We start from the raw sequence: 21166 nt of genomic DNA on the forward strand, positions 1-21166 counted from the left end.
CAGCCCTTTTTTAACTTTATTGCTAGTTAAGCAGACTAACTTAACACCTGCCAAAACACATTGATTGCCATCACGATCAACGCGATGCTGGATAATGCATAGCAAATAAAGCGCGCCATTACCGGACCATTTAAGCAATGAATCATGGAGTGGGGGACGCGCAGCAGCACAAAAATCCAAGCACTAATATAAGTTAATGTGCTTTGATCTTGTGATTGAATCGCAACCAGCGCAACTGCATAGAAGAGTACAGGCATTTCAAATAGGTTTTTCAAATTATTTGATGCTGCATTGGTTTCAGCTGGAATAATTTGGCTGACATTTTCCGGCGCTTTTAAGCGGTCGGCATCAATTTGGTTACCGATTAAAAAAGTTAATCGGCGAGCATACATATAAACCCATACTAAAATGGTGAGTCCGATCATCACGGCCAGCGGTAAATAGAGCAGGTGATTGGTCATTTTTGTTTTTCCTTGCGATTAGCTATTTTTGTTATCTGAAATTTATTCTGTACCGAACTGTACTATTTATAGCCGATTAATCAACTAGCTAGGCGTTAGTTTTTAATATGAGCACAATTGTTAAGTTAACTTTGTGTTAAACATTCAGGCTATGTTATTGAATTGCAATGACTGATGTTATAACATCACATCGCTATGAAGACATGCCCAAATAATAACAATGACAATTTAAAGAAATACAGCGCTATTGTGCTTGCTGTATGGCTTTTTGCATTGTTTATACATACCAGTCACGTTCAACAAGATTATATTGAAACACTATCTCAGGCAGAGCTCCAAACCGACTGCCATTTTTGTCAAAATTCACTGGATAAACCGCAAGATAGCCTTGCGAAAGTTACAGCTTCCCAAGGCGTATATCGCCTTAAAGTGCTCGCTACTATTCAGTTTGCTCAGCAAACAGGTACACATTTCAACCCCCCTCTACGGGCACCACCGGCTTCTTTAATTAGTTAGTTCTCTCGCCAATAGTGTTAATTGCATATCTTGCAATACGCTGTGGCACACAAGTTTTATACATTAAGGGTTTATTCATGCAAACAAGAAAAGCGTTGGTCGCGTTAGCGGTCGCTGCTACTTTTTCTAACAGCGCATTGGCGCAAAACGTAAGTGGTCAAATTATTGATGCAGCAGGCAAGCCTGTTGCCAATGCCGAAGTTCACGTCGAAAATTCAAAGGCGCGTACGTTCACTAATGACCAAGGCCAATTTGTGCTTGAAGGTGTCAACAAAGGTGAAGTTGAACTTCACGTGCGTGCTGATAACTTCAATCACTACCACCGCGAAATTCAAGTAACCGATCAAAACCTAACAGGTTTGTCGATTTCACTATCACCAACAGTAATGGAAATTATCGACATCCAAGCAACGCCATTGCACTCATCATCAATTGAGTCTGCATTACCTATTAGCGTGCTGGCGGGTGATGATTTACGTATGAAGCAAGCGTCAACGCTTGGTGAAACGCTTAAAAATGAAGTGGGTGTGCATTCAAGCTACTACGGCCCTGTGGCAAGTAGTCCAATTATTCGTGGTTTTGATGGCCCGCGTGTATTGATTACCCAAAATGGTTTAGATGTTGGTGATGCATCACGCGTTGGTGCAGACCATATTGTCGCCACTGAAACCGCAACAGCAACCCAAATTGAAGTATTGCGCGGCCCTGCAACCTTATTCTACGGCAGCGGTGCTGTTGGTGGTGTGGTCAATGTGGTGGACGAGCGCGTACCAACCAGCACTGACACAAAATTAGATTACTTACTGCAACACGGTACGGTTGCCGATGAAGATGAAGCGTCATTTAGCTTAAACACTGGCAGTGGTGATTTTGCCCTGCACTTAGATGGTTTCTGGCGTGATTCAAACGATTACGATATCCCAGGCTTTGCGGAAAATGAAGCGGCGCACGACGACGAGCATGAAGAAGAGCACGAAGACGAGCATGAAGGTGAAGAGCACGGTGAAGAAGAAGTAGAAGGCACATTAGCCAATAGCGCTGCTGAGTCATCAGGCTTTACCATTGGTGCTAGCTACTTATTAGACAATGGCTTTATTGGTTTCTCTTATGGCCGTTTAGATCGTGAATACGGAATTCCGGGTCATGGCCACGGCCATGGTGAAGAAGAAGAGCACGAAGGTGAAGAGCATGAGGAAGAAGAGGAAGAAAGCGTATTTGGTGATTTAGAGCAAGATCGCTTTCAAATTTTAAGTGACCTTTACTTTAAAGACCAATTTATCTCACGCGTTGCGTCAAAACTTGCGTATACAGATTACCAGCACCAAGAAATTGAAGGTGGTGAAATTGGTACTACGTTTAAAAACGACAGTTTAGAAGCGCGTGCCGATGTTTATCACAAAGAAATTAATGGTTGGAACGGTGCATTTACCTTGCATTACAAAGACAGTGATTTTGAAGCTTTAGGTGAAGAAGCTTTTACCCCGCCGTCTGAAACAACGACCTTAGCCTTCGCTTGGTTAGAAGAAAAGCACTATGGCGATTTGTTAGTGCAATTAGGTGCCCGTATTGAACACGTCGAGTTAACACCAAGTGGCGAAGCAATAGAACATCATGACGATGAGCATGAAGAGGAAGAAGAGCACGAAGAAGAACACGGCATGCTGGAAGAGCAATCGTTCACACCGGTTAGTGCTTCTGTTGGTTTAGTTTGGGATTATCAGCCGGGCTATAACTTAGGTTTCTCAGTGTCTTACTCAGAGCGTGCGCCGTCAGCACAAGAATTATTCTCAAATGGCCCGCATATTGGTACGAATACCTTTGAGGTTGGTGCGCTTTATGATGTGGTAGAACATGACGATCATGTTGACATTGAGCTAGGTGATCAGGATGTTGACATCGAAAAGTCATTCAATATTGATTTAACCTGGCGTAAGTTTGAAGGTGACTTCGGTTTTATTGTTAGTGCCTTCTATAACCAAATCGATGACTATTACTACCAGCAAGACACAGGCTTCTTTATGGAAGACGGTCACGAGCATGGTGAAGAAGAACACGAAGAAGAAGGTCATGAAGAAGAGCATCACGATGAAGCTGATGAGCATCATGATGAAGAAGAAGGCTTACCAGTCTTTGTTTACCGTCAAGACGATGTTGACTTATACGGTGTTGAAGCGGAATTTATCTACCAAGTGAGTGCACCACTGAAAGTGTCGGTATTTACCGATTACATCCGTGCTGAGCTTTCTGACGGTGGTGACTTACCACGTATTCCACCAATGCGTATTGGCTCTCAGTTCAACTACCAAACTAATAGCTTTGCAGCTGAATTAGCCGTAACTCATTACTTTAAGCAAGATGATGTTGCTGAATTTGAAACGGAAACAGACAGCTACACTATGGTAGATGCTAACTTCAACTACTACCTAGATGGCTTTGGCGCTGATACGGCGTTGTTTATCAAAGGTAATAATTTAACGGATGAGGAAGCACGTGTTCATTCATCATTCTTAAAAGATGATGCACCACTACCAGGTCGTAACATTACCGTCGGTATTCGCGGTAGCTTCTAATCGAGTTATTGATTGCTAAAAGTAAAAAGCCCTGAAAATTCAGGGCTTTTTTGTATTTGAATGCTGAGTTTCTATCTAGCTTGAATTAACTAAGTAGGTTTAAAGGGAAAAGTTGAATCAACCTAAATTTTTCTGAAATAAATCTTCCAATTTTACAATTGTTTCTGGAATCAATTTCACATCGGTTGGCGCAATAAAAATAGTGTCGTCACCAGCAATGGTACCTAGTACACCGTCACTTTTACTGACGCTATCAAGCAAACGGGCAATCAGTTGCGCTGCACCTGGGCTAGTACGAATAATGATCATCACATTGTTATGCTCAATATCTAACACTAGCTGCTTAAGCGGGCTTTTTGCGGTTGGCACACCAAGCTCAGCGGGTAAACAATACACCATTTCCTGACGGGCATTACGGGTGCGTACCGCGCCAAATTTACTGAGCATGCGCGATACTTTTGATTGGCTAATATTGTCGAAGCCTTGTGCTTTTAAGGCATCAACTATTTCACCTTGGGAGCCAAATTGCTCTTGCTTGAGTAAGTCTTTAAATGCTTGAACTAGGGCTTCTTGTTTTTGTTGTGCTGTCATCATACTGCCATACTACCTGTTGCGTTATCGCTTGCGCTTTTGGGGTTAAGCATAGCGCAATTAAGTGCATCCATTCGTTGAAATAGCCTGATTCTAGACCAATTTCATTCATTTATTTTTCTACTATGCTCTACTATACCAAGTAATGGTGGGAATAGGGTAGCACCGTGCTTCTTGCCTCATTATAAATAACGTTATTTGGTGAATAAGTGTCTTTTTGTGCCCAAACATAATTAACATTCAGGGAAGTTATCAATGTAACTGTAAAGGAAAATTGCTTATTGGCGTGAAAAGGGCAAACTTCCTGAGGATTCTCTAATTGTTTTTTATGGACTAATGCTATATCTTTTGGGCGACAAAAATTAAGTAAATACTCAAATCGGGAGAGAATTCCAATGAAAGTTGCTGTATTAGGCGCAGCTGGTGGTATCGGCCAAGCGTTATCTTTACTATTAAAAACTCAATTACCTGCAGGTTCTGACTTAGCATTATACGATGTTGCACCTGTTGTTCCTGGTGTTGCTGTTGATTTAAGCCACATCCCTACTGCGGTAAATGTTAAAGGTTACGGTGCTGACGACTTAGCACCTGCATTAGCCGGCGCAGACATTGTAATCATCCCAGCGGGTATGCCTCGTAAGCCAGGTATGGATCGTGCTGACTTGTTCAATGTTAATGCTGGCATCGTAAAAACGCTTGCTGAAGGCATCGTGGCTAACTGTCCTAAAGCACTAGTAGGTGTTATCACTAACCCTGTTAACGGCACTGTGCCAATTGTTGCTGAAGTATTCAAAAAAGCAGGCACTTACGAAGCTGGCCGTGTATTCGGTGTAACAACGCTTGACGTTATCCGCTCTGAAGCTTTCATTGCTGAGCTTAAAGGTGTTGATGTTGCAACGGTTAAAGTACCAGTTATTGGTGGTCACTCAGGTACAACAATTCTGCCACTACTTTCTCAAGTAGAAGGTGTTGAATTTACTGAAGAAGAAGTAGCAAGCCTAACTCCTCGCATTCAAAACGCAGGTACTGAAGTTGTTAACGCTAAAGCTGGCGGTGGTTCTGCAACTCTTTCTATGGGCGCTGCGGCGGCACGTTTCACTATGTCATTAATCAAAGGCTTACAAGGTGAAGAAGTTGTTGATTACGCTTACGTTGCCGTTGAAGATGGCGACGCAGAATACTTCGCACACCCAGTACGTTTAGGTAAAAACGGTGTTGAAGAAATTCTTCCATACGGTGAATTAAGTGCATTCGAGCAAAAAGCGAAAGCAGATATGCTTGAAACCTTAAACAAAGACATCAAAGAAGGTATCGACTTTATCAACGGCTAATAAGCTTGCTGATAAAATAGCATTCATACTTTCAGTAAAAAACGGCAAGCCTAAGGCTTGCCGTTTTTTTTATGCCTAGGTTTTAGCTGATGCCAATCGGTATAATCAAGTGCCTATTCCATTCTTTGCGTACCATTTTAAACTTTGATAAATGGTCGGTTAATTAATCTCCAAACAGTCGCTAACACCTTCTAATAAATTGACTAATTGGTCAGTTTGGCCATATTGTATCGTCCCATTTTTGGTTAATGTCTAGACATAACGTTACTCAATCAAATGTGGGTCTATTGCCAGAAGGCATAAAAAGATAGAAGGAGCACAATAGAGGAAGTTACTCAACACTGCCCTTACTAAGCAGTTTACTCAATTACATAATAATGACGGTCGAGTTTAGGCCGATGTAACGGATTAATAATTAAAGACATGGATATGTTTATTTATAGGAAATAACTTTTGCCTAGGCAAAAAAGAAAAACAGAGAAAAAATTTTGAAAAAGCAGTTTAATTTCAAAACCCGCATTGTCATGGTTGCGATTAGCTTATTAGCCATTTCCATGATCATCTTAGCCACTTCCGCGTACTATCAACTGTCTGGATTAGTGAAGGCAAATGTTGATGAATTTGCCACGCTACAAATGTCGAGCAATGGCGCGAAAGTTCAAAATTACATGTCGAGCATCAAGCAAGGCGTTGAGCAATCTGCTGAACTATTTGCAGGCGCTACCGACAAAGCACAAATTCAAGGCTACTTAAACAGCCTTGGTCGTTCTATTTCTGCTGCCGATATCATTGTTGGCTATGAAGACGGCATGGGTCTTAGCCACAAGCACGGTGAGTTCAATGCTGGTAATGCAGACCCGCGCTCGCGCACTTGGTATCAGCAAGCTAAGCGACAAGCGTCGACAACGGTAACCAAAATTTACAACGACAAGTCTTCTAACCAGTTAATGGTGACCTTAGCTACACCGCTATATCAAAGTGGCCAATTTAAGGGGGTACTAGCTGCTGATATCGCGATAAAGGCATTAGATCCATTTATTGAGCGTGCTACCTTCCCTGGCTCAATCGCGGCGCTATACGATGATACCGGCTTGACAATTTCGTCCACTGGTGAGGTTGATGTGCCGGGTGAATCGCGATTGTCAGACTTTGAGCCGCTAGTTGAACTCGAACAAATCATGTTGTCAAAGCAGCAAAACATGCATGAGTTCGAGTTATTAGGTATTGATAAAATCGCTTACTTTGAGACGGTAACCATTACCCAAGACACTACTTGGTTTATGTTGGTCGCAATCGATAAATCAGTTATGTATAGCGCGTTGGGTGACTCTTTAGTTTCATCAAGCCTGACTACCTTTGTGTTAATTGTATTATCGACTATCGCGATATACATATTGCTTTCTTACGCCTATCGCCCAGTTGAAGCGCTGAAGAAAACGGTTAATGAGCTTTCAAATGGTAACGGTGATTTAACCAAGCGTTTGAAAGTAGAACGTGAAGATGACTTGGGTGAAATCTCAAGAGACATCAATACGTTTATCGAAAACTTACAAACAATGATGCGTGATATCGCTGAATCTAGTCAGTACATTGCTAGCAGTGTGGATGACTTACAGGCGTTGCGTCAAAGTAACAATGAAGTGTTAGAAGCGCATCGCCTTGAGACTAGCCAAGTGGCAACTGCACTGAATGAAATGAGTGCAAGTTCAACCGACGTTGCCAATAACACTGAAAACGCAGTGAATGTGACCACGAGCACTAACGAGCAAGCGTTACACTCTAAGCAAGTGGTTTCAGGTGCGACCCAAAATGTTAGCGATTTGGTCGAGAAAGTTGAAGAGTCTTCAAGCCAAATTAATCAAATGGGACAAGAAATTGATAATATTTCGGCTGTCTTGAAAGTGATTGGTGATATAGCGGAGCAAACCAACTTACTTGCCTTAAATGCGGCGATTGAAGCAGCACGTGCTGGCGAACAAGGCCGAGGTTTCGCGGTAGTTGCTGATGAAGTGCGAGCACTAGCGTCAAGAACACAAGACAGTACCACTGAAATTCACAATACAATTAACCGCTTAAATGCAAGTTCGCAAAGTGTTATCAATGGTATTGAGTCGACGAAAGCAAGCTGTGTTGAAGCTTCTGAACAAACTCACTTAGTGGTTGAGAACCTTGATCAGATCGTGAATTCAGTTGGCGGCATTAATGACTTAAATATTCAAATTGCTGCTGCGGCTAAGCAGCAGTCTTCGGTTTCTGAAGAGATTAATCGCAATATGGTGACCATTAGTGACATGGTTGAGCAGGTTGCGGCCAGCAGCGATGAAGTGAACGGCGCAACCACGGTATTAGCAAGTGCTAATAGCAACTTAACCAAAGTGGTGAGTCAATTTAAGCTGTAGTATTGTAGCTAACATCAGTGTTAAATATTGATGACTAAAAAAACCGACCTACTGTGAAGTAGGTCGGTTTTTTGTTTCTAGGCTTTGCCACTTTTAGAGTTTTAGTGCCAAGCGTAAAACTTTTACAACCCAGCGTTTAGATACTAAAGGCTTCGCTTAAATAAGCGACTAGCAACCAGTAGTTACGGTAATAACTTCCGGCGGTACTGCATTTACAACAGCACTCTTGTAGCTTACATAACAGTTAGTTGCGATAATTTCTGCAGCAGTTGGCGAGTTATTTGGCGCTTTATTCGTTAAATACAGGCCGCGGGCAACTTGATTATCAGCATTGCTGTCGTTGAAAATCGTATTGAAAACAAAGTCATCACTAAGATTCATCGCTTCAAGAATTTCTGGCACATTATCGCTGTCGTTGAAAGATATGCCAATTGGGTATCCTTGATCGAAGAAAATACCTTCAAATTCAAAACCATTATCAGTGCGGCTTTCAACTAAAGCCTTACTGTTATAAAGGTTGGCGGTTGATTCCAAACTACCAGCTAATGCTTCAAGTGCTGCTTCGTTAGCATCAGAAGATAGGTTGATAAAACGTGGCACAGCCACAGCTGATAAAATACCTAAGATGACAATTACGACAACAAGTTCGATCAGGGTAAAGCCTGCTGCCTTTGTTACATTCGAATTGTGCAGCTTAGTACCGGGTAGTAGAGAGTTAGGTGATTGGAAATTTGGTGAATTGGCATACATGTTACTTCTCCTAGAACGACAGTGCCTGACAGATAAAATAAACGCTACTTATTGTGTTGGTAAGCAAATGAACAAGCATACAACAAGCTTAGTTAATGTTAACAGTACTTTAACATAATATGCTGTGCTCTATCGCTAATAATACTGCTCGAGTGCGATCTCTTACACCGAGCTTGGTTAAAATGCTGGAGACATGATTTTTAATGGTACCTTCAGATTTAAACAAGGCACCTGATATTTCTTTGTTGGAATAGCCGCTCGCCATCAGTCTCAGTACTTCTATCTCTTTTGGAGTCAGCGGCTCTAATGGAGCAGGAGCAGTAAAATCATCACTAACACCGTTAACTTTGGTCATGCCTTTTAACAGCCGTTCTGTAACTGCGGGCTGCACCATAGTTTGCCCATTATGAACCGCTTCAATAGCACTAATAAGTGACTCCAGTGATACGTCTTTCAGTAAGTAGCCTTTTGCACCCGCTCGCATCCCTTTGAGAACCAGCTCTGAATCGTCGAAAGTAGTCAGAATAATAACGGGCGTAGCAATTCCCGCTTGCGATAACTGCACTAAAGTTTCAATACCGTCCATTTTCGGCATAGAGATATCGAGTAAAATTACATCAGGTTTATGTGCTGCTACTTGTGCTAATACTTGTGTGCCATCGCTAGCTTCAGCGCTCACGGTAACTTTTTCTGATAGCGCAAGTAAGCTTTTAATTCCCTGCCTAACTAAGGTTTGGTCGTCTACGAGTAGTAGTTTTATAGTCACTTATAAAGTCTCGTTCTTTTCTTGGTGTTGCATGCTAAATTGATTGACGCATGTGATTTGGCAAATTAACGGCAATCGTTAACCCACCATTTTCACGATTAAAGTTTACCGTGCCGCCAAGAAGCTCTGCACGCTCTGTAATACCTGACAGTCCATTACCCGCGATTAGCGTCTTTGGCGCAGAACCATTGTCATAAATTTTTAGCTGAATTTCGTCTTGTTGCTGGGTAATGGAGAGCCAAAATTCACTAGCACCGCTATGACGCAGCGTATTGGTAATCGCCTCTTGGCTGATGCGAACTAAGGTATTTGCCAGTTCAAACGAATCAAGTTGGATATCTGTTTGAATCGACTGGTGTACCTTGAGTGCAGGTACGCCAGCGACAAGCGCCTCAATTGCTGCCTGCACGTCAATAGCTTGATTCGCCTTAATTGTGCTGACCGCCTCGCGTACATCGCTTAACAAGAGTTTGGCAAGTGCATAGCTTTCATCAACTTTTTCTTTCGCGGCTGAGTTGCCATCACGCTCACATAAATGAGATGACACTTGCAGGTTTATGGTTAGCGCAGTGAGATGATGACCAAGTAAGTCGTGAAGTTCACGAGCAATGCGTGTGCGTTCATGTTGCTTTGTCGATTGTGTTAACAATTGCTGAGTGGCGAGTAGCTGGCGGTTAAGTTCATTTGCTTGTTCGCTCGCTTGTTTGGCTTTTTGTGTTTGTTGGCTCATCAGCAAGCTAAAAATATGAAACGTGCCATAGAGAGAGCCCGTCAATACAAAATGGTCTTTTTGCCAACGCCAACCATAGAAGCTAAACCACACGACGACTAGCGCAATAATAATGAGTAACGCCGTTTCAAATCGGCAGAAATTAATCAGCATGCCAGCCCAAATAATGGTAAGAATTGGAATAAAGTCGAGTGGCAGCATTAACATAATGGCAAATGCACTCGCTAGTTGTAATCCAAAAAATACTTGATGGGCATGGCCAAAGAGTGACGCTTTATTAAGTTTGGTCGCACCAAAAAAACAGACAATATAAGCGGCGAAACAAATGGCAATCCCCAATGTATTTGCTTGCACGTTGGCGGTTTGTGAAGGTAAGGCGTAGAGTGAAATGGCAAGTACTAACCCCCAAGTCACAACAGCTAAAACATCAAGTCGCTCACAGTGTTGGCTAATTTTAGTGATGGCTTTGTACATATCTTCTTATTGGTAACCTGTTGACGATTATAGCTTTTAAGGATTATTTCAGATTAAGTTGTAAAAACCTATAGGCCAAAAGTCATGTTTTTAAATCGTGACATTTGGCACTGATGTCGCCAAATGGCAGTGCGTAGACTACTCCCAACAACTTAGGGAGAGAAAATATGTACTATTCAATTTATTCCGTTTTACTGTTTTTACACATTGTGGTTGGCAGTGTGTCATTGATCACTTTTTGGTTGCCTGTTATTGCGAAAAAAGGTGGGCATTTTCACAAGCGGTCAGGTAAGTGGTTTGAGTTTGGCATGCTTGCTGTCAGTTTATCTGGAATTGCTATTACCTTAGTGGTGTTATTTGATCCGTTAGCGATTAAAGATCCTTCGTCTTCATTATCTGGCGCAGAAGCCGATAAGCTGGTGTGGTGGAGCGAAATGTTCGCTTGGTTTTTACTGATGTTGTCGCTTTTGGTGCTTAACAGTACACGCCACTCGGTACTCGTATTGAAATGTCGTGAAAACAGACTGGCACTGCGTCAATGGCCACACCTGTTGCCAATTCTTACTATGGCGGTAATTTCGCCTTATGTCGGCTATTTAGGTACTAAATATTCTTTTGTCTTATTGCAGGTGTTTAGCGCTTTGTGTTTGGTGAATAGTTACCAATTACTGCACTATATTTTTAAACCGTCTATTCAACCAAGAGAATGGCTAATTCAGCATTTGCGTCATATTATTGGTGCAGGCATTGGGGCTTACACCGCGTTTTTTGCTTTTGGTGGCCGTCAACTACTCGCCAATATTGTGAGTGATCAGTGGCAAATTATGTTTTGGGTGCTGCCGGGTGTCATTGGTGGTGTATGCACCCATAAATTAGTCAAAAAATATCGTCAGCAGTATAAGGTGCAATAGGCTGCTAATGTGAAGCGTTAAAGAGATTTTTATGAAGCAAATATTTCTTGAAGATTTTGTCGTTGGTCAAGTGTTCACAACAAAACAACATCAAGTCACTGCTGAGCAAATTATCGAATTTGCTCAGCAATTTGATCCGCAGCCATTTCATACCAATAAAGAACAAGCTCAAAGTAGTTTTTTAAGGGGCTAGTGGCCAGTGGTTGGCATACGGCGGCTCTTACCATGAAATTAATTGTGGCAAGTGATGCTAAACCCGCTGGTGGCTTGATTGGCGCAGGTGTTGATCAGCTTCGATTTAATCAAGCTGTTCGCCCTGGCGATAGCTTGCAAGCTAAGGTCACGGTTATTGAAGCAAAAGCATCTAGTTCAAGCCCGAACAGGGATTGGTTACTATTGCTGTGTCGGCGACAAACCAAGAGCAGCAAGAGGTATGCAGCTATGTATCAAATGTTGTGATGCCTACGAGGCCTAACCCCTGACACTTGACGGTTAAGGAGTGATGATCTGATGTGCGACGAGCTTAGATATTACTTGCTCCTTATTTTTTGCCCCCAGCTTAAGCTTTAAATTCTCTAAATGAAATCTCGCTGTTCGTTCAGAAATATTGAGCTTTTTACCGACCTCGTTATATGTGCAGCCATTACTTAACCATTTACCGCACTCTATTTCTCGATGGGTTAATTTTAGCTGCTGAATGGCAACATCTGGGCAACTTTTTAAGGCACAAAGCTGTTGATGAAATACGGTAGAGGTGATCTCAAGTTGCTTGCCATACTGTTCAAGCCATTTAGTTTCTGCCTCATTGTCTATGGCGCAACCTAAACCAGCTATTTGAAGTTTATTATTACTTAGTGGTATTGAAGCGCCAGCATTGAGTTTGTGAGCTTTGACCTGCTGCCAAAAGCCAAATTGCGCTTTGCCGTTACTGCATTGTTTCGCGTATGACCAGGGCACAGGCGAATTGCTCACAACAGATAGTGGAATGGTAGTGTCTAGTTGTAGGTAGTTCTTGGCGATATATTCATCGACCCATTGTTGAGGGTAGGTACTAATCACATTTAATTCACTGGGGTGTTGTGCGTTAAACTGAAAGTAACCAAAGCTTTTAATGCCAATTTTAATGAGCTGTTGCTCAAACAAATTGACGAGTTCGGCTTCTCGCTGACATTTTATCAGCTGATAAATATCGTCCCATTCCATCTCACATCTACATCCTGTAAATACCTGTCAAAACTGACAGTGCAATTTTGTTGTTTATTGATTAATACTAAAAAGGTCTATGTTTTAAAGGATAGTCGGCGATTCGTTCTAATAGGTGAAATTAATTTAACTATTGAGTTAAGACGTTGAAACATATGCGTAAGGAGGCGTTATGTTATTTGTCAAATTAATGGTATTAATAGGAATGCTGATTGCTTCACAACTTGTATCGATAGGTAAAAGTCATGCCGCTTGGAAACTGTTTTTGGCTTTGTTTCCTGTTGTTGGCGCAATTGCCATTGCCTTATTGAATATTAAGTACTCAGATTTTTACTAGTTTTTTATAAATGCTCGCAGAAAGAAAAAATCCACCTTATTTCGGTGGATTTTTTTATGTCGATATTTTTTATGTCGACAGATGCTAGTCAAACTAAACGTAAAACTTACTTCTCGTTTGGCAGTAATAGGTTAAGTGCAATTGCCGAGATTGCAGCCAACGCGATACCTTGTAGTTGGAATAAGCCCAAATCGAACTGCATACCGCCAAGGCCAAATACCAGGGCTACAGCGACAATCGCCATATTTTTACCTTTGCCAAGGTCGACTTGTGCAGTAATTAACGTTTTTAAACCAACAACAGCAATAGCGCCAAATAGTAATACCATAATGCCACCCATCACAGGTGCAGGAATGGTTGCTAGCAGTGCGCCTGTTTTTCCTAGGAAAGATAAACCGATGGCAAAAACAGCCGCCCAAGTCATGATAACTGGGTTAAATGATTTGGTTAAAGCAACTGCGCCAGTGACTTCTGAGTAGGTCGTATTTGGTGGACCACCGAAAAGTGCCGCAGCTGAAGTGGCTAAGCCATCCCCCATAAGCGTGCGCTTTAAGCCCGGCTTTTCGAGAAAATCTTTACCAGCTACATTGGAAATTGCCGTGATATCACCAATATGCTCAACTGCTGGCGCAATGGCTATTGGCAAAATAAACAGAATCGCTTCCCAGTGAAACTCTGGGGCAGTGAAGTTAGGTAAAGCAAACCATGCCGCTTCACTTACGGAATCAAAATTAACGATGCCGAAGTATAACGAAAGCAAGTAGCCAACAGTTAAGCCAATTAAAATCGGTACTAACTTAAATAACCCTTTACCTAAAAGCGAAACCAATACCGTAACCGCGAGCGCCGTTAGCGAGATGGTTAATGCCGTACTTGCTTCAACCAACTGAACCGCGCCATCACCTGTTTTACCAAGCGCCATGTTCACACCAACAGGGGCTAAGTTTAGGCCAATCACAATGATCACCGGCGCCACCACAACGGCAGGTAAAACGCGATGAATGATTTGGTTGCCTTGCCATGCCACAAGTAACCCCAGTGCCATATACAACACACCAGCGGCGGCTAGGCCAGACATAGTGGCGGCGATGCCCCAAGTAGCGACGCCGTAGCTAATGGGGGCGATAAAGGCAAAAGAAGAAGCTAAGAAAATAGGGACTTGGCGTTTCGTCACTAACTGAAACACCAAAGTACCAATACCCGCAGTAAACAGGGCAACGTTGGGATCTAATCCCGTTAAGATAGGCACTAAAACAAGCGCCCCAAAGGCTACAAACAGCATTTGTAACCCAAGTAATGGGGTTTTCAATTGCTGCATGTTACTTAGTACCGAAAATCTTATCGCCTGCGTCGCCTAGGCCAGGAATAATATAGCCTTTGTCATTTAAGTGATCGTCAACCGATGCGACATAAATATCCACATCAGGGTGCGCTGCTTCGAGTTTTTCGATACCTTCAGGAGAAGCTACCAAGAATAGACCCATAATGTCTTTACAGCCTTTTTTCTTAAGCAAATCGATAGTGGCAATTAAGGTACCGCCAGTCGCCAGCATAGGGTCAACAATCAGTGCCGTGCGTTCGTCAATATCAGCAACGACCTTGTCAAAATATGGTACGGCTTCTAACGTTTCTTCATCACGATATAAGCCAACGACACTGACTTTGGCACTTGGTAGTAGTGACATAACGCCGTCTAGCATGCCTAAACCTGCACGTAAAATAGGCACTAGTGTGATTTTTTTACCCTTAATGTGCTCAACGTCAATTGGCGTACCTTGCCAGCCGTCAATGGTTTTTGTTTCTGTTGGTAACTGTCGTGTTGCTTCATAGGTCAGCAAAGTACCAATTTCAGAGCAAAACTCGCGAAAGCTTTTTGTGCTAATGCCGTTAGCGCGCATTAAGCCAAGTTTGTGTTGAACAAGCGGGTGAGTAATTTCGTGAACAGCCATGGTTTTCCTTAATCAAAAATTTGTAATAATTATAACAATTTGTAGGTCAACTATGGCAGTAATAAAACGTAATGAATGACCTAGTGTTGATCTAAACAGCAAATTGAAGACTAAGTGCGCGAGCTTGCTTGCTAAGGCTTCACGTATATCTGCTAAAATCAAGAGCATAGATAGTTTGTTACATATTGTAACTTTAGTACGACTTGGTAAGATTAGTCACTGATCGTATTAATCATATTTATTGTTAGTCGAAGTAGCAGTTACCCGCAGTTATTAGTAGAAGATAGCGCCGTAAGTTGCTTTAGAAATGAGGAAGTAATGAAAACATTTCAGTCAATTTATCGAGCGTCTGCTTGGTCAACACCACTTGTCCAACATTCACCTGCACAGTTGGTTATGGCGTATGGCAATCGTGACTTTGCCTTAGACCAAACGCTTTATGCAGAACTTCAAGAATCTTTCCCTGATGCACAAATTGTCGGCTGCACCACCAGTGGTGAGATACAAGGTGCGCAGTTACACGATGACACCTTGTGTTTAACAGCGATTGAATTTGACCGTGTAAATGTCGAAGTTTTTAGCCAACTAGTAAGTGATTTTGATAATAGTTTTCAACTTGGCCAAGCGTTAGCGCGTGGTATTCCAGCACAAGGTCTTAAGCACGCTTTTGTTATTTCTGACGGTCAGGCAATTAACGGCTCTGAGCTTATTGCTGGGATTAGTGGCGTGCTGCCAGAAAATGTTGTTGTTACCGGTGGGTTAGCGGGGGACGCCGCTAAGTTTCAAGAAACCATTGTTTGGCATAATGACCGAAAAGCCAGTGGCTTAGTTGTGATCGTTGGTTTATACGGCGATGCGTTAGTGGTTGGGCATGGTCACCTTGGTGGTTGGCGGGAGTTTGGCCCCATGCGCGAAATTACCCGTTCAGAAGACAATGAATTATTTGAAATTGACGGTAAGCCAGCGCTCGAATTGTATAAAGAGTTTTTAGGTGAGCATGCCGATAATTTACCTGCCTCTGCGCTACGTTTTCCGCTTGCGATGAAAACTGAGCAGCAAGAGCAACCTGTGGTGCGCACGATTTTAAATATTGATGAACAACGTCAAAGTATGATTTTTGCGGGCAATATGCCAGAGGGGGCAAGTTGCCAACTCATGCGTGCAAATTATGACCATCTTGTTGATGGCGCACAAGATTCAGCTGAGCAAGCACTCACTTTTTTTGACCAAATAGAACCTCAATTGGCAATATTAATTAGCTGTGTTGGCCGCAGATTAGTGCTGGCACAGCGGGTAGAAGAAGAACTCGAAATTGTTGAAGAAACCTTACCAGCAAATTGTGCTATGACAGGTTTTTACTCTTATGGTGAAATTTCCCCCATTGTGCCTGCTGGTCGTTGTGGTTTGCATAACCAAACCATGACCATCACCTTGCTATCAGAGCTGTCGAGTGACTGAGTTACACAAACTAGCCAAGCGCCAACTTAAACGCTTTGGCATTGACGATTCATTAAAAACAGAGCACCGAGATTATTTTGCTGCGGTGTCTGAAGCTTATGTCGGTTACGAGCAAGACGTTAGCACCCTTGAACGCTCTTTATTTTTAATTTCGGAAGAGCTCAATGAACGCAACGCGCTGCTCAAAAATCAACTTGGTGAACTCAGCGAAACAAAAAACCAATTGCAATCATCGTTGAGTGTACTCAACGCTACCTTTGATGCGACGGGCGAAAACATTGTGGTTTACGATGTTGATGGCAATGTCGTGAGCATCAATTGCATGGGGCAAACATTTTTCCTGCAAAATGGTGTTACTGAATATCAACGTTGGTCAGCGTTGCTATCATTATTTAAATACCCAAACCAAGCGGTTCAAGTTAAGCAAAAACTAGAAGAAGACCCAACGCGCCACATCAATGGGGTGATCGAACTGAGCAGTAACCGCTTTTTTGAATATCGCTCTTTGCCACAAATAGCTGAGGGTAAACTCATCGGTCGAGTGTGGTGTTTTCGTGACATTACGCAGCAAAAAGAAAGTGAAGATTTAATTCAACACCAAGCCTACCACGATGCTTTGACGGGCCTGCCCAATCGCAACTTGCTATTAGATCGCGTTGAACACGCACTTGCATTAGCAAAGCGCTCAGAGCAGCTGTTAGCGGTTTTGTTTATTGATTTGGATAACTTTAAGCGCGTTAATGACACTGAAGGGCATAAAGCAGGGGACGAATTACTGATTGAATTAGTGCAACGAGTTAAATCTCGTTTGCGCGAGCAAGATACGCTTGCTCGCCTAGGTGGTGATGAATTTGTCTTGCTGCTGGAATCGGTCGCAAATAAACAAGATATTCGCTTACTGTGTGAGGAGTTACTGGCGATTTTAACCGAGCCATTTTGTCTTTCCGGTCGCCAGCACTTTGTCAGTTGTAGTATCGGTGTTGCCTGTTTTCCACAAGACGACAACAACGCTGAACACTTAATTTTGAAAGCCGATATGGCGATGTACCAAGCAAAGGCACAAGGCAAAAATAACTACCAGTTTTATGATCAAAGCCTAGAGCAGCAAGCGATGTTGCAAGTAAAAGTTGAACGTGAATTGCGCGAAGCTTTGCAGGCAGATGAACTTGAGCCTTATTTCCAGCCAAAAATTGATTTAAGCACTGGTGAGATCATCGGCGCAGAAATATTGATGCGCTGGTTTAAGCCAGACGGAAGTTCAATTCCTCCCGATATTTTTATTCCGGTTGCAGAAACTACAGGGCTTATCAGCCAAGTCGGTAAGAAGGCTATTGACTCTGCGTTTGAATGCATCAGTCAGTGGCGCAGCCAAGGGCTTAATCATTTAAAACTCGCGATTAATTTATCGATTATTGAATTTCAAGATGCCGAGCTTATTCGCTATCTACTGAGTAAATGTGACGAAAGCAACGAGTGCGGAAGCCAATTGATTATTGAGCTAACTGAATCTATTTTCATGGAAAACAAAGAAGTCATCAGCCGTACTATGGAGCAACTTCGAACCCGTGGCATTGCGTTTGCACTTGATGATTTCGGCAAAGGTTATTCGTCATTTAGTTATCTGCAAATTCTGCCCATTGATTATTTGAAAATTGATAAGGCGTTTTTACAGGGAGTTACCACCAATAAACAAAGTGCAGCGATCACGCGTACCATTATTGATATTGGTCACAACTTGGAATTGTCGGTAATTGCTGAAGGGGTGGAAGATCAGGCAACGCTCGACTATGTGATGCGTGAACGTTGCCAAAGTGCACAAGGCTATTTCTTATATAAACCCATGCCGAGAAACGACTTTAATGAGCTTATAAAGCAAGAGTGTCTGCAACTAGCAGCCGGCAGCGAATAGGCGATAATTGCCTCTAGGCTAACGGCCTTTAAACCTCGTTTCTCATTTAAAGCCCAGTTGCGAGTGCGAGTAAACCTGAAGTTAGTTAAGCTGAGGTATTAAAGCGACGAATCAATGAGCTGACATTAGCGATGGTATCTTTTAGCTGCTGGCTGGCGCCAAACGATTCTTCTGCTGCCTGTTTGGCGACTGGTGCACCTTGTGCGATATCACCCACTTGTTGGTTAATATGCTCAGCCACTGCGCTTTGTTCTTCAACTGCAGACGACATTTGAATTGTCATATCCGCAATATTGTCGACCGCCTTATTAATTTCGCCCAAAGCAATGCGCGTACCATCGACAATTTGCATGCCTTTTTCCGCTTCTTCTAAGCCTTGTTCAGACACTTCAGCAGCTTTTTGCGAGCGAGTGATCAACTTGTTAACAATACTATGAATTTCTTCGGTTGATTCGCGTGTACGCATTGCCAAGCTGCGCACTTCATCCGCTACCACCGCAAAGCCGCGACCTTGCTCACCCGCGCGGGCAGCTTCAATAGCGGCGTTTAAGGCGAGTAAATTAGTTTGCTCGGCTATGGATGAAATCATGGTTGCCGCTTGGTTAATCTCTTCTGTCGATTCGGCTAAGTCTTTTACTGTGCTGGCGATGGAAGTTACTGAATTTTTCAGTTCCTCGATGGATTTTGCGGCTTGCTTAGCCTGCTGGTTACCATTGTTCACACTTGCCGCAGCTTCTTTAGCGCTGCTTGCGTTACCTTCAACACGCTCGGTAACTTCTTGAATGGCACTCGACATTTCGCTAATAGCGGAAGCAATGACTTGAACTGCTGTTTCTTGCTGTTCAATAACTTGGCTGGTTTTTTCTGCTTGATAGTGGGTTGTTTCGGCAACTTCAGCAAGCACCACAGAGGCGTCATCAATTCTTGTGAGGCCGGTTCTGCCGCGGGCTATTTCGCAAATTAGTGCCAGCTTGGCACGTGCCTGTGCTTGGTTAGCATTAAAGTAAGTTTGCGCTACGGTAGTATCTTTATAGGCATCAGGCGCAATATTTAAAAATAATGACCATGACTTTTGCTGACTCTTAATGCTCCAATATCCACACAGCACCATCACCGCTGGGCCAATGAGCATCAATTCTGTAGAGTTGGTGAGCCAGCCAGCGCCAACACAGGCAAGGCCGCCGACGATAAAAGGTCTTATTTGCCGAGTAAAGTGGCGAATTGTGTCGCTAATTGGCAGTGCCGACTTATTTTGTTGCAACCTTTGATATGCTTGGCTAGCTCGCTGCTTTTCTGGCTCAGAAGCATTAACCCTCACTGATTCGTAACCAACGATATCATCGCCTTCAAAGATCGGGGTAACGAATGCTGATACCCAGTAGTGATCGCCGTTTTTGCGTCGATTTTTAACAATTCCCATCCATATTTTGCCAGCGCGTAAGGTTTCCCACATCTCTTTAAACACGTCACTTGGCATATCAGGGTGGCGAACAATGTTGTGATTACTGCCGATAAGTTCGTCGCAGGTAAAACCACTAACTTCGACAAAAGCATCGTTACAGTGAGTAATTATGCCGCGCTTGTCGGTTGATGAGATAAGTCGTTGACTGGTTGGGAATTGATATTCTTTTTGGCTGATATGACGGTCTTTATTCACGCTGTCTTCCTTTAATGCGAGTTAAGCAAAGGCTTAATTCATTGGACGTCTGATGATATTGCTTGTAGCTACCTGCTAGCGATATCTAGTTGCTAAATGATCAGGTGTAAACAAAATGGGTATTAAAAATGGAGTAAATCTAATGCCTTAATAGAGTGAGGTTTAATTAAACTATAGATGCAATTAGACTATTTGCACTTTATTTTGCTCTCCAAAAGGGCGGAGGATTATATTGTTACAGTGCTTATTGTTTCAACATCGAATTTGGTGGTCAGAGCTCTCTTTGTAAGTGCTTATAGCTAAGTCTATATGAGCAAGTTTTTACCCTAGGAATGCTCAACTTTTTGCTCATCGACTATGCTTATCTTTTGTTCGATTAAAATTTTTTTACAATTTGTGTCAATTTTTTTGACGGTGTCGGGTCTTATGCCCTGACTCATGAAAAACAAGCGGTATTTGAACAATTTTCAATACTGCGTTTAAGCCCCGGAGAAATTATGAAGAAAGCAACAAAGACTCATTTATCAGGCGCAGCAATGGCATTAGCGGCAGCTACTTTAGTTGGTTGTGGTGCAACTGCTTCTAACTCAGGCTCTGCTGGCAGCACAGTAGCAGCAACAAACACTAATACAGTTGAAATGGTTCACTGTTACGACGTTAACGTATGTAAAGGCCACAACGACTGTAAAACAGCTGAGCACGCATGTGCAGGTCAAGCATCTTGTAAAGGTACTGGCTTTGTTGGCATGCCAACTAAAGCGTGTAAAGATGTTGGCGGTACCGTTTCTGATGAATGGACTGGCCAAATTTCAACGGCTAACTTAGTACACTGTTACGGTGTTAACGTTTGTAAAGGTCACAACGACTGTAAAACTGCTGAAAATGCGTGTGCAGGCCATGCAACTTGTAAAGGTACAGGCTTTGTTTCTACCACAGCGAAATCATGTGGCGATATCGGCGGTACTGTAGGCAAATAATATTAACTAAAAAGTATTAGTTAGTATGTTTAGACAAGGTTGTTTAGTGACTTACGCTAAACAGCCTTGCAATAAAGTAAAGCAGTTATTTGAATGTAGCGACAAATTCAATTGCTGCTTTACTTTGCTTGACCTTACGTAAACTTTGCGAGCAATTCGCATAGATCAACAAACTGA

General features: G+C 42.6%; 19 protein-coding genes. 10 read left to right on the plus strand and 9 right to left on the minus strand.

Going from position 1 to position 21166, the window contains the following annotated elements:
• Nucleotides 1–35: 35 nt before the first annotated feature.
• Nucleotides 36–461, minus strand: coding sequence for an MAPEG family protein (locus DXX92_RS02510; RefSeq protein WP_115998987.1), 426 nt, complete (start codon nucleotides 459–461; stop codon nucleotides 36–38).
• A gap of 593 nt (nucleotides 462–1054) precedes the next feature.
• Between DXX92_RS02510 and DXX92_RS02520 the strand changes: the two genes are divergently transcribed.
• Nucleotides 1055–3547, plus strand: a complete 2493-nt coding sequence (locus DXX92_RS02520) for a TonB-dependent receptor (RefSeq protein WP_115998989.1) — start codon at nucleotides 1055–1057, stop codon at nucleotides 3545–3547.
• 117 nt (nucleotides 3548–3664) lie between these two features.
• Here DXX92_RS02520 and argR read toward each other — a convergent pair whose 3' ends face one another.
• Nucleotides 3665–4138 carry a transcriptional regulator ArgR gene (gene argR, locus DXX92_RS02525; RefSeq protein WP_116002270.1) on the minus strand — a complete coding sequence of 158 codons (474 nt, stop codon included), beginning with the start codon at nucleotides 4136–4138 and terminating at the stop codon, nucleotides 3665–3667.
• Nucleotides 4139–4533: 395 nt separating this feature from the next.
• Between argR and mdh the strand changes: the two genes are divergently transcribed.
• Complete coding sequence (gene mdh / locus DXX92_RS02530) at nucleotides 4534–5469, plus strand: malate dehydrogenase (protein ID WP_115998990.1); 936 nt, start codon at nucleotides 4534–4536, stop codon at nucleotides 5467–5469.
• 488 nt (nucleotides 5470–5957) lie between these two features.
• Nucleotides 5958–7868: a methyl-accepting chemotaxis protein gene (locus tag DXX92_RS02535; RefSeq protein WP_115998991.1), complete on the plus strand. Its 1911-nt coding sequence runs from the start codon at nucleotides 5958–5960 to the stop codon at nucleotides 7866–7868.
• A gap of 168 nt (nucleotides 7869–8036) precedes the next feature.
• On the opposite strand, the gene DXX92_RS19290 is transcribed toward DXX92_RS02535, so the two are convergent.
• The 3 genes from DXX92_RS19290 to DXX92_RS02550 form a co-directional block, all read right to left on the minus strand.
• Nucleotides 8037–8618, minus strand: a complete 582-nt coding sequence (locus DXX92_RS19290; RefSeq protein WP_115998992.1) for a type II secretion system protein — start codon at nucleotides 8616–8618, stop codon at nucleotides 8037–8039.
• Between the two features lie 109 nt (nucleotides 8619–8727).
• Nucleotides 8728–9384 carry a response regulator gene (locus DXX92_RS02545; protein ID WP_115998993.1) on the minus strand — a complete coding sequence of 219 codons (657 nt, stop codon included), beginning with the start codon at nucleotides 9382–9384 and terminating at the stop codon, nucleotides 8728–8730.
• A 34-nt stretch (nucleotides 9385–9418) separates the two neighbouring features.
• On the minus strand, nucleotides 9419–10588 hold the full coding sequence (locus DXX92_RS02550) for a sensor histidine kinase (RefSeq protein ID WP_115998994.1): 1170 nt from the start codon (nucleotides 10586–10588) through the stop codon (nucleotides 9419–9421).
• 167 nt (nucleotides 10589–10755) lie between these two features.
• Between DXX92_RS02550 and DXX92_RS02555 the strand changes: the two genes are divergently transcribed.
• Genes DXX92_RS02555 through DXX92_RS02560 form a run of 3 tightly spaced genes read left to right on the plus strand, consistent with a single transcriptional unit; the run spans nucleotide 10756 to nucleotide 11958 of the window.
• The gene (locus tag DXX92_RS02555; RefSeq protein ID WP_115998995.1) at nucleotides 10756–11499 is read left to right on the plus strand and encodes a hypothetical protein; all 744 of its coding nucleotides are present in this window, start codon (nucleotides 10756–10758) and stop codon (nucleotides 11497–11499) included.
• Nucleotides 11500–11530: 31 nt separating this feature from the next.
• On the plus strand, nucleotides 11531–11692 hold the full coding sequence (locus tag DXX92_RS19070) for a MaoC/PaaZ C-terminal domain-containing protein (protein WP_181901674.1): 162 nt from the start codon (nucleotides 11531–11533) through the stop codon (nucleotides 11690–11692).
• A 32-nt stretch (nucleotides 11693–11724) separates the two neighbouring features.
• Nucleotides 11725–11958: a hypothetical protein gene (locus tag DXX92_RS02560; RefSeq protein WP_147301917.1), complete on the plus strand. Its 234-nt coding sequence runs from the start codon at nucleotides 11725–11727 to the stop codon at nucleotides 11956–11958.
• Between the two features lie 33 nt (nucleotides 11959–11991).
• Here DXX92_RS02560 and DXX92_RS02565 read toward each other — a convergent pair whose 3' ends face one another.
• Nucleotides 11992–12702, minus strand: coding sequence for an autoinducer binding domain-containing protein (locus tag DXX92_RS02565; RefSeq protein WP_115998997.1), 711 nt, complete (start codon nucleotides 12700–12702; stop codon nucleotides 11992–11994).
• A 172-nt stretch (nucleotides 12703–12874) separates the two neighbouring features.
• Between DXX92_RS02565 and DXX92_RS19075 the strand changes: the two genes are divergently transcribed.
• Nucleotides 12875–13039 carry a hypothetical protein gene (locus tag DXX92_RS19075; RefSeq protein ID WP_181901675.1) on the plus strand — a complete coding sequence of 55 codons (165 nt, stop codon included), beginning with the start codon at nucleotides 12875–12877 and terminating at the stop codon, nucleotides 13037–13039.
• A 106-nt stretch (nucleotides 13040–13145) separates the two neighbouring features.
• Here the strand turns inward: DXX92_RS19075 and DXX92_RS02570 are convergent, their stop codons facing one another.
• Both DXX92_RS02570 and upp read right to left on the minus strand, forming a co-directional pair.
• On the minus strand, nucleotides 13146–14357 hold the full coding sequence (locus DXX92_RS02570) for a uracil-xanthine permease family protein (RefSeq protein WP_115998998.1): 1212 nt from the start codon (nucleotides 14355–14357) through the stop codon (nucleotides 13146–13148).
• 1 nt (nucleotide 14358) lies between these two features.
• Nucleotides 14359–14988, minus strand: a complete 630-nt coding sequence (gene upp / locus DXX92_RS02575) for a uracil phosphoribosyltransferase (protein ID WP_115998999.1) — start codon at nucleotides 14986–14988, stop codon at nucleotides 14359–14361.
• A gap of 318 nt (nucleotides 14989–15306) precedes the next feature.
• Here upp and DXX92_RS02580 point away from each other — a divergent pair, with 318 nt between their 5' ends.
• Both DXX92_RS02580 and DXX92_RS02585 read left to right on the plus strand, forming a co-directional pair.
• Nucleotides 15307–16446: an FIST signal transduction protein gene (locus DXX92_RS02580; protein WP_115999000.1), complete on the plus strand. Its 1140-nt coding sequence runs from the start codon at nucleotides 15307–15309 to the stop codon at nucleotides 16444–16446.
• Entirely contained in the window at nucleotides 16439–18355 is a 1917-nt protein-coding gene (locus tag DXX92_RS02585; RefSeq protein WP_115999001.1) for a putative bifunctional diguanylate cyclase/phosphodiesterase, read from the plus strand. Before DXX92_RS02580 ends, DXX92_RS02585 begins: the two co-directional genes overlap by 8 nt.
• Nucleotides 18356–18440: 85 nt before the next feature.
• Here DXX92_RS02585 and DXX92_RS02590 read toward each other — a convergent pair whose 3' ends face one another.
• Nucleotides 18441–20012 (minus strand): methyl-accepting chemotaxis protein, encoded by a 1572-nt coding sequence (locus tag DXX92_RS02590; RefSeq protein ID WP_115999002.1) that lies wholly within the window; start codon nucleotides 20010–20012, stop codon nucleotides 18441–18443.
• A gap of 497 nt (nucleotides 20013–20509) precedes the next feature.
• Here DXX92_RS02590 and DXX92_RS02595 point away from each other — a divergent pair, with 497 nt between their 5' ends.
• The gene (locus DXX92_RS02595) at nucleotides 20510–20989 is read left to right on the plus strand and encodes a BufA2 family periplasmic bufferin-type metallophore (RefSeq protein ID WP_115999003.1); all 480 of its coding nucleotides are present in this window, start codon (nucleotides 20510–20512) and stop codon (nucleotides 20987–20989) included.
• Nucleotides 20990–21166 lie beyond the last annotated feature (177 nt).

The sequence above is a fragment of the Thalassotalea euphylliae genome, assembly GCF_003390395.1.
GTDB classification, from domain to species: domain Bacteria; phylum Pseudomonadota; class Gammaproteobacteria; order Enterobacterales; family Alteromonadaceae; genus Thalassotalea_F; species Thalassotalea_F euphylliae_C.

Bases quoted from the DNA above. Each gene is read 5' to 3' on its own strand.
- DXX92_RS02510 (WP_115998987.1), bottom strand. From the start codon at position 461: ATGACCAATCACCTGCTCTATTTACCGCTGGCCGTGATGATCGGACTC.
- DXX92_RS02520 (WP_115998989.1), top strand. From the start codon at position 1,055: ATGCAAACAAGAAAAGCGTTGGTCGCGTTAGCGGTCGCTGCTACTTTT.
- argR (WP_116002270.1), bottom strand. From the start codon at position 4,138: ATGACAGCACAACAAAAACAAGAAGCCCTAGTTCAAGCATTTAAAGAC.
- mdh (WP_115998990.1), top strand. From the start codon at position 4,534: ATGAAAGTTGCTGTATTAGGCGCAGCTGGTGGTATCGGCCAAGCGTTA.
- DXX92_RS19290 (WP_115998992.1), bottom strand. From the start codon at position 8,618: ATGTATGCCAATTCACCAAATTTCCAATCACCTAACTCTCTACTACCC.
- DXX92_RS02550 (WP_115998994.1), bottom strand. From the start codon at position 10,588: ATGTACAAAGCCATCACTAAAATTAGCCAACACTGTGAGCGACTTGAT.
- DXX92_RS02555 (WP_115998995.1), top strand. From the start codon at position 10,756: ATGTACTATTCAATTTATTCCGTTTTACTGTTTTTACACATTGTGGTT.
- DXX92_RS19070 (WP_181901674.1), top strand. From the start codon at position 11,531: ATGAAGCAAATATTTCTTGAAGATTTTGTCGTTGGTCAAGTGTTCACA.
- DXX92_RS02560 (WP_147301917.1), top strand. From the start codon at position 11,725: ATGAAATTAATTGTGGCAAGTGATGCTAAACCCGCTGGTGGCTTGATT.
- DXX92_RS02565 (WP_115998997.1), bottom strand. From the start codon at position 12,702: ATGGAATGGGACGATATTTATCAGCTGATAAAATGTCAGCGAGAAGCC.
- DXX92_RS19075 (WP_181901675.1), top strand. From the start codon at position 12,875: ATGTTATTTGTCAAATTAATGGTATTAATAGGAATGCTGATTGCTTCA.
- DXX92_RS02570 (WP_115998998.1), bottom strand. From the start codon at position 14,357: ATGCAGCAATTGAAAACCCCATTACTTGGGTTACAAATGCTGTTTGTA.
- upp (WP_115998999.1), bottom strand. From the start codon at position 14,988: ATGGCTGTTCACGAAATTACTCACCCGCTTGTTCAACACAAACTTGGC.
- DXX92_RS02580 (WP_115999000.1), top strand. From the start codon at position 15,307: ATGAAAACATTTCAGTCAATTTATCGAGCGTCTGCTTGGTCAACACCA.
- DXX92_RS02595 (WP_115999003.1), top strand. From the start codon at position 20,510: ATGAAGAAAGCAACAAAGACTCATTTATCAGGCGCAGCAATGGCATTA.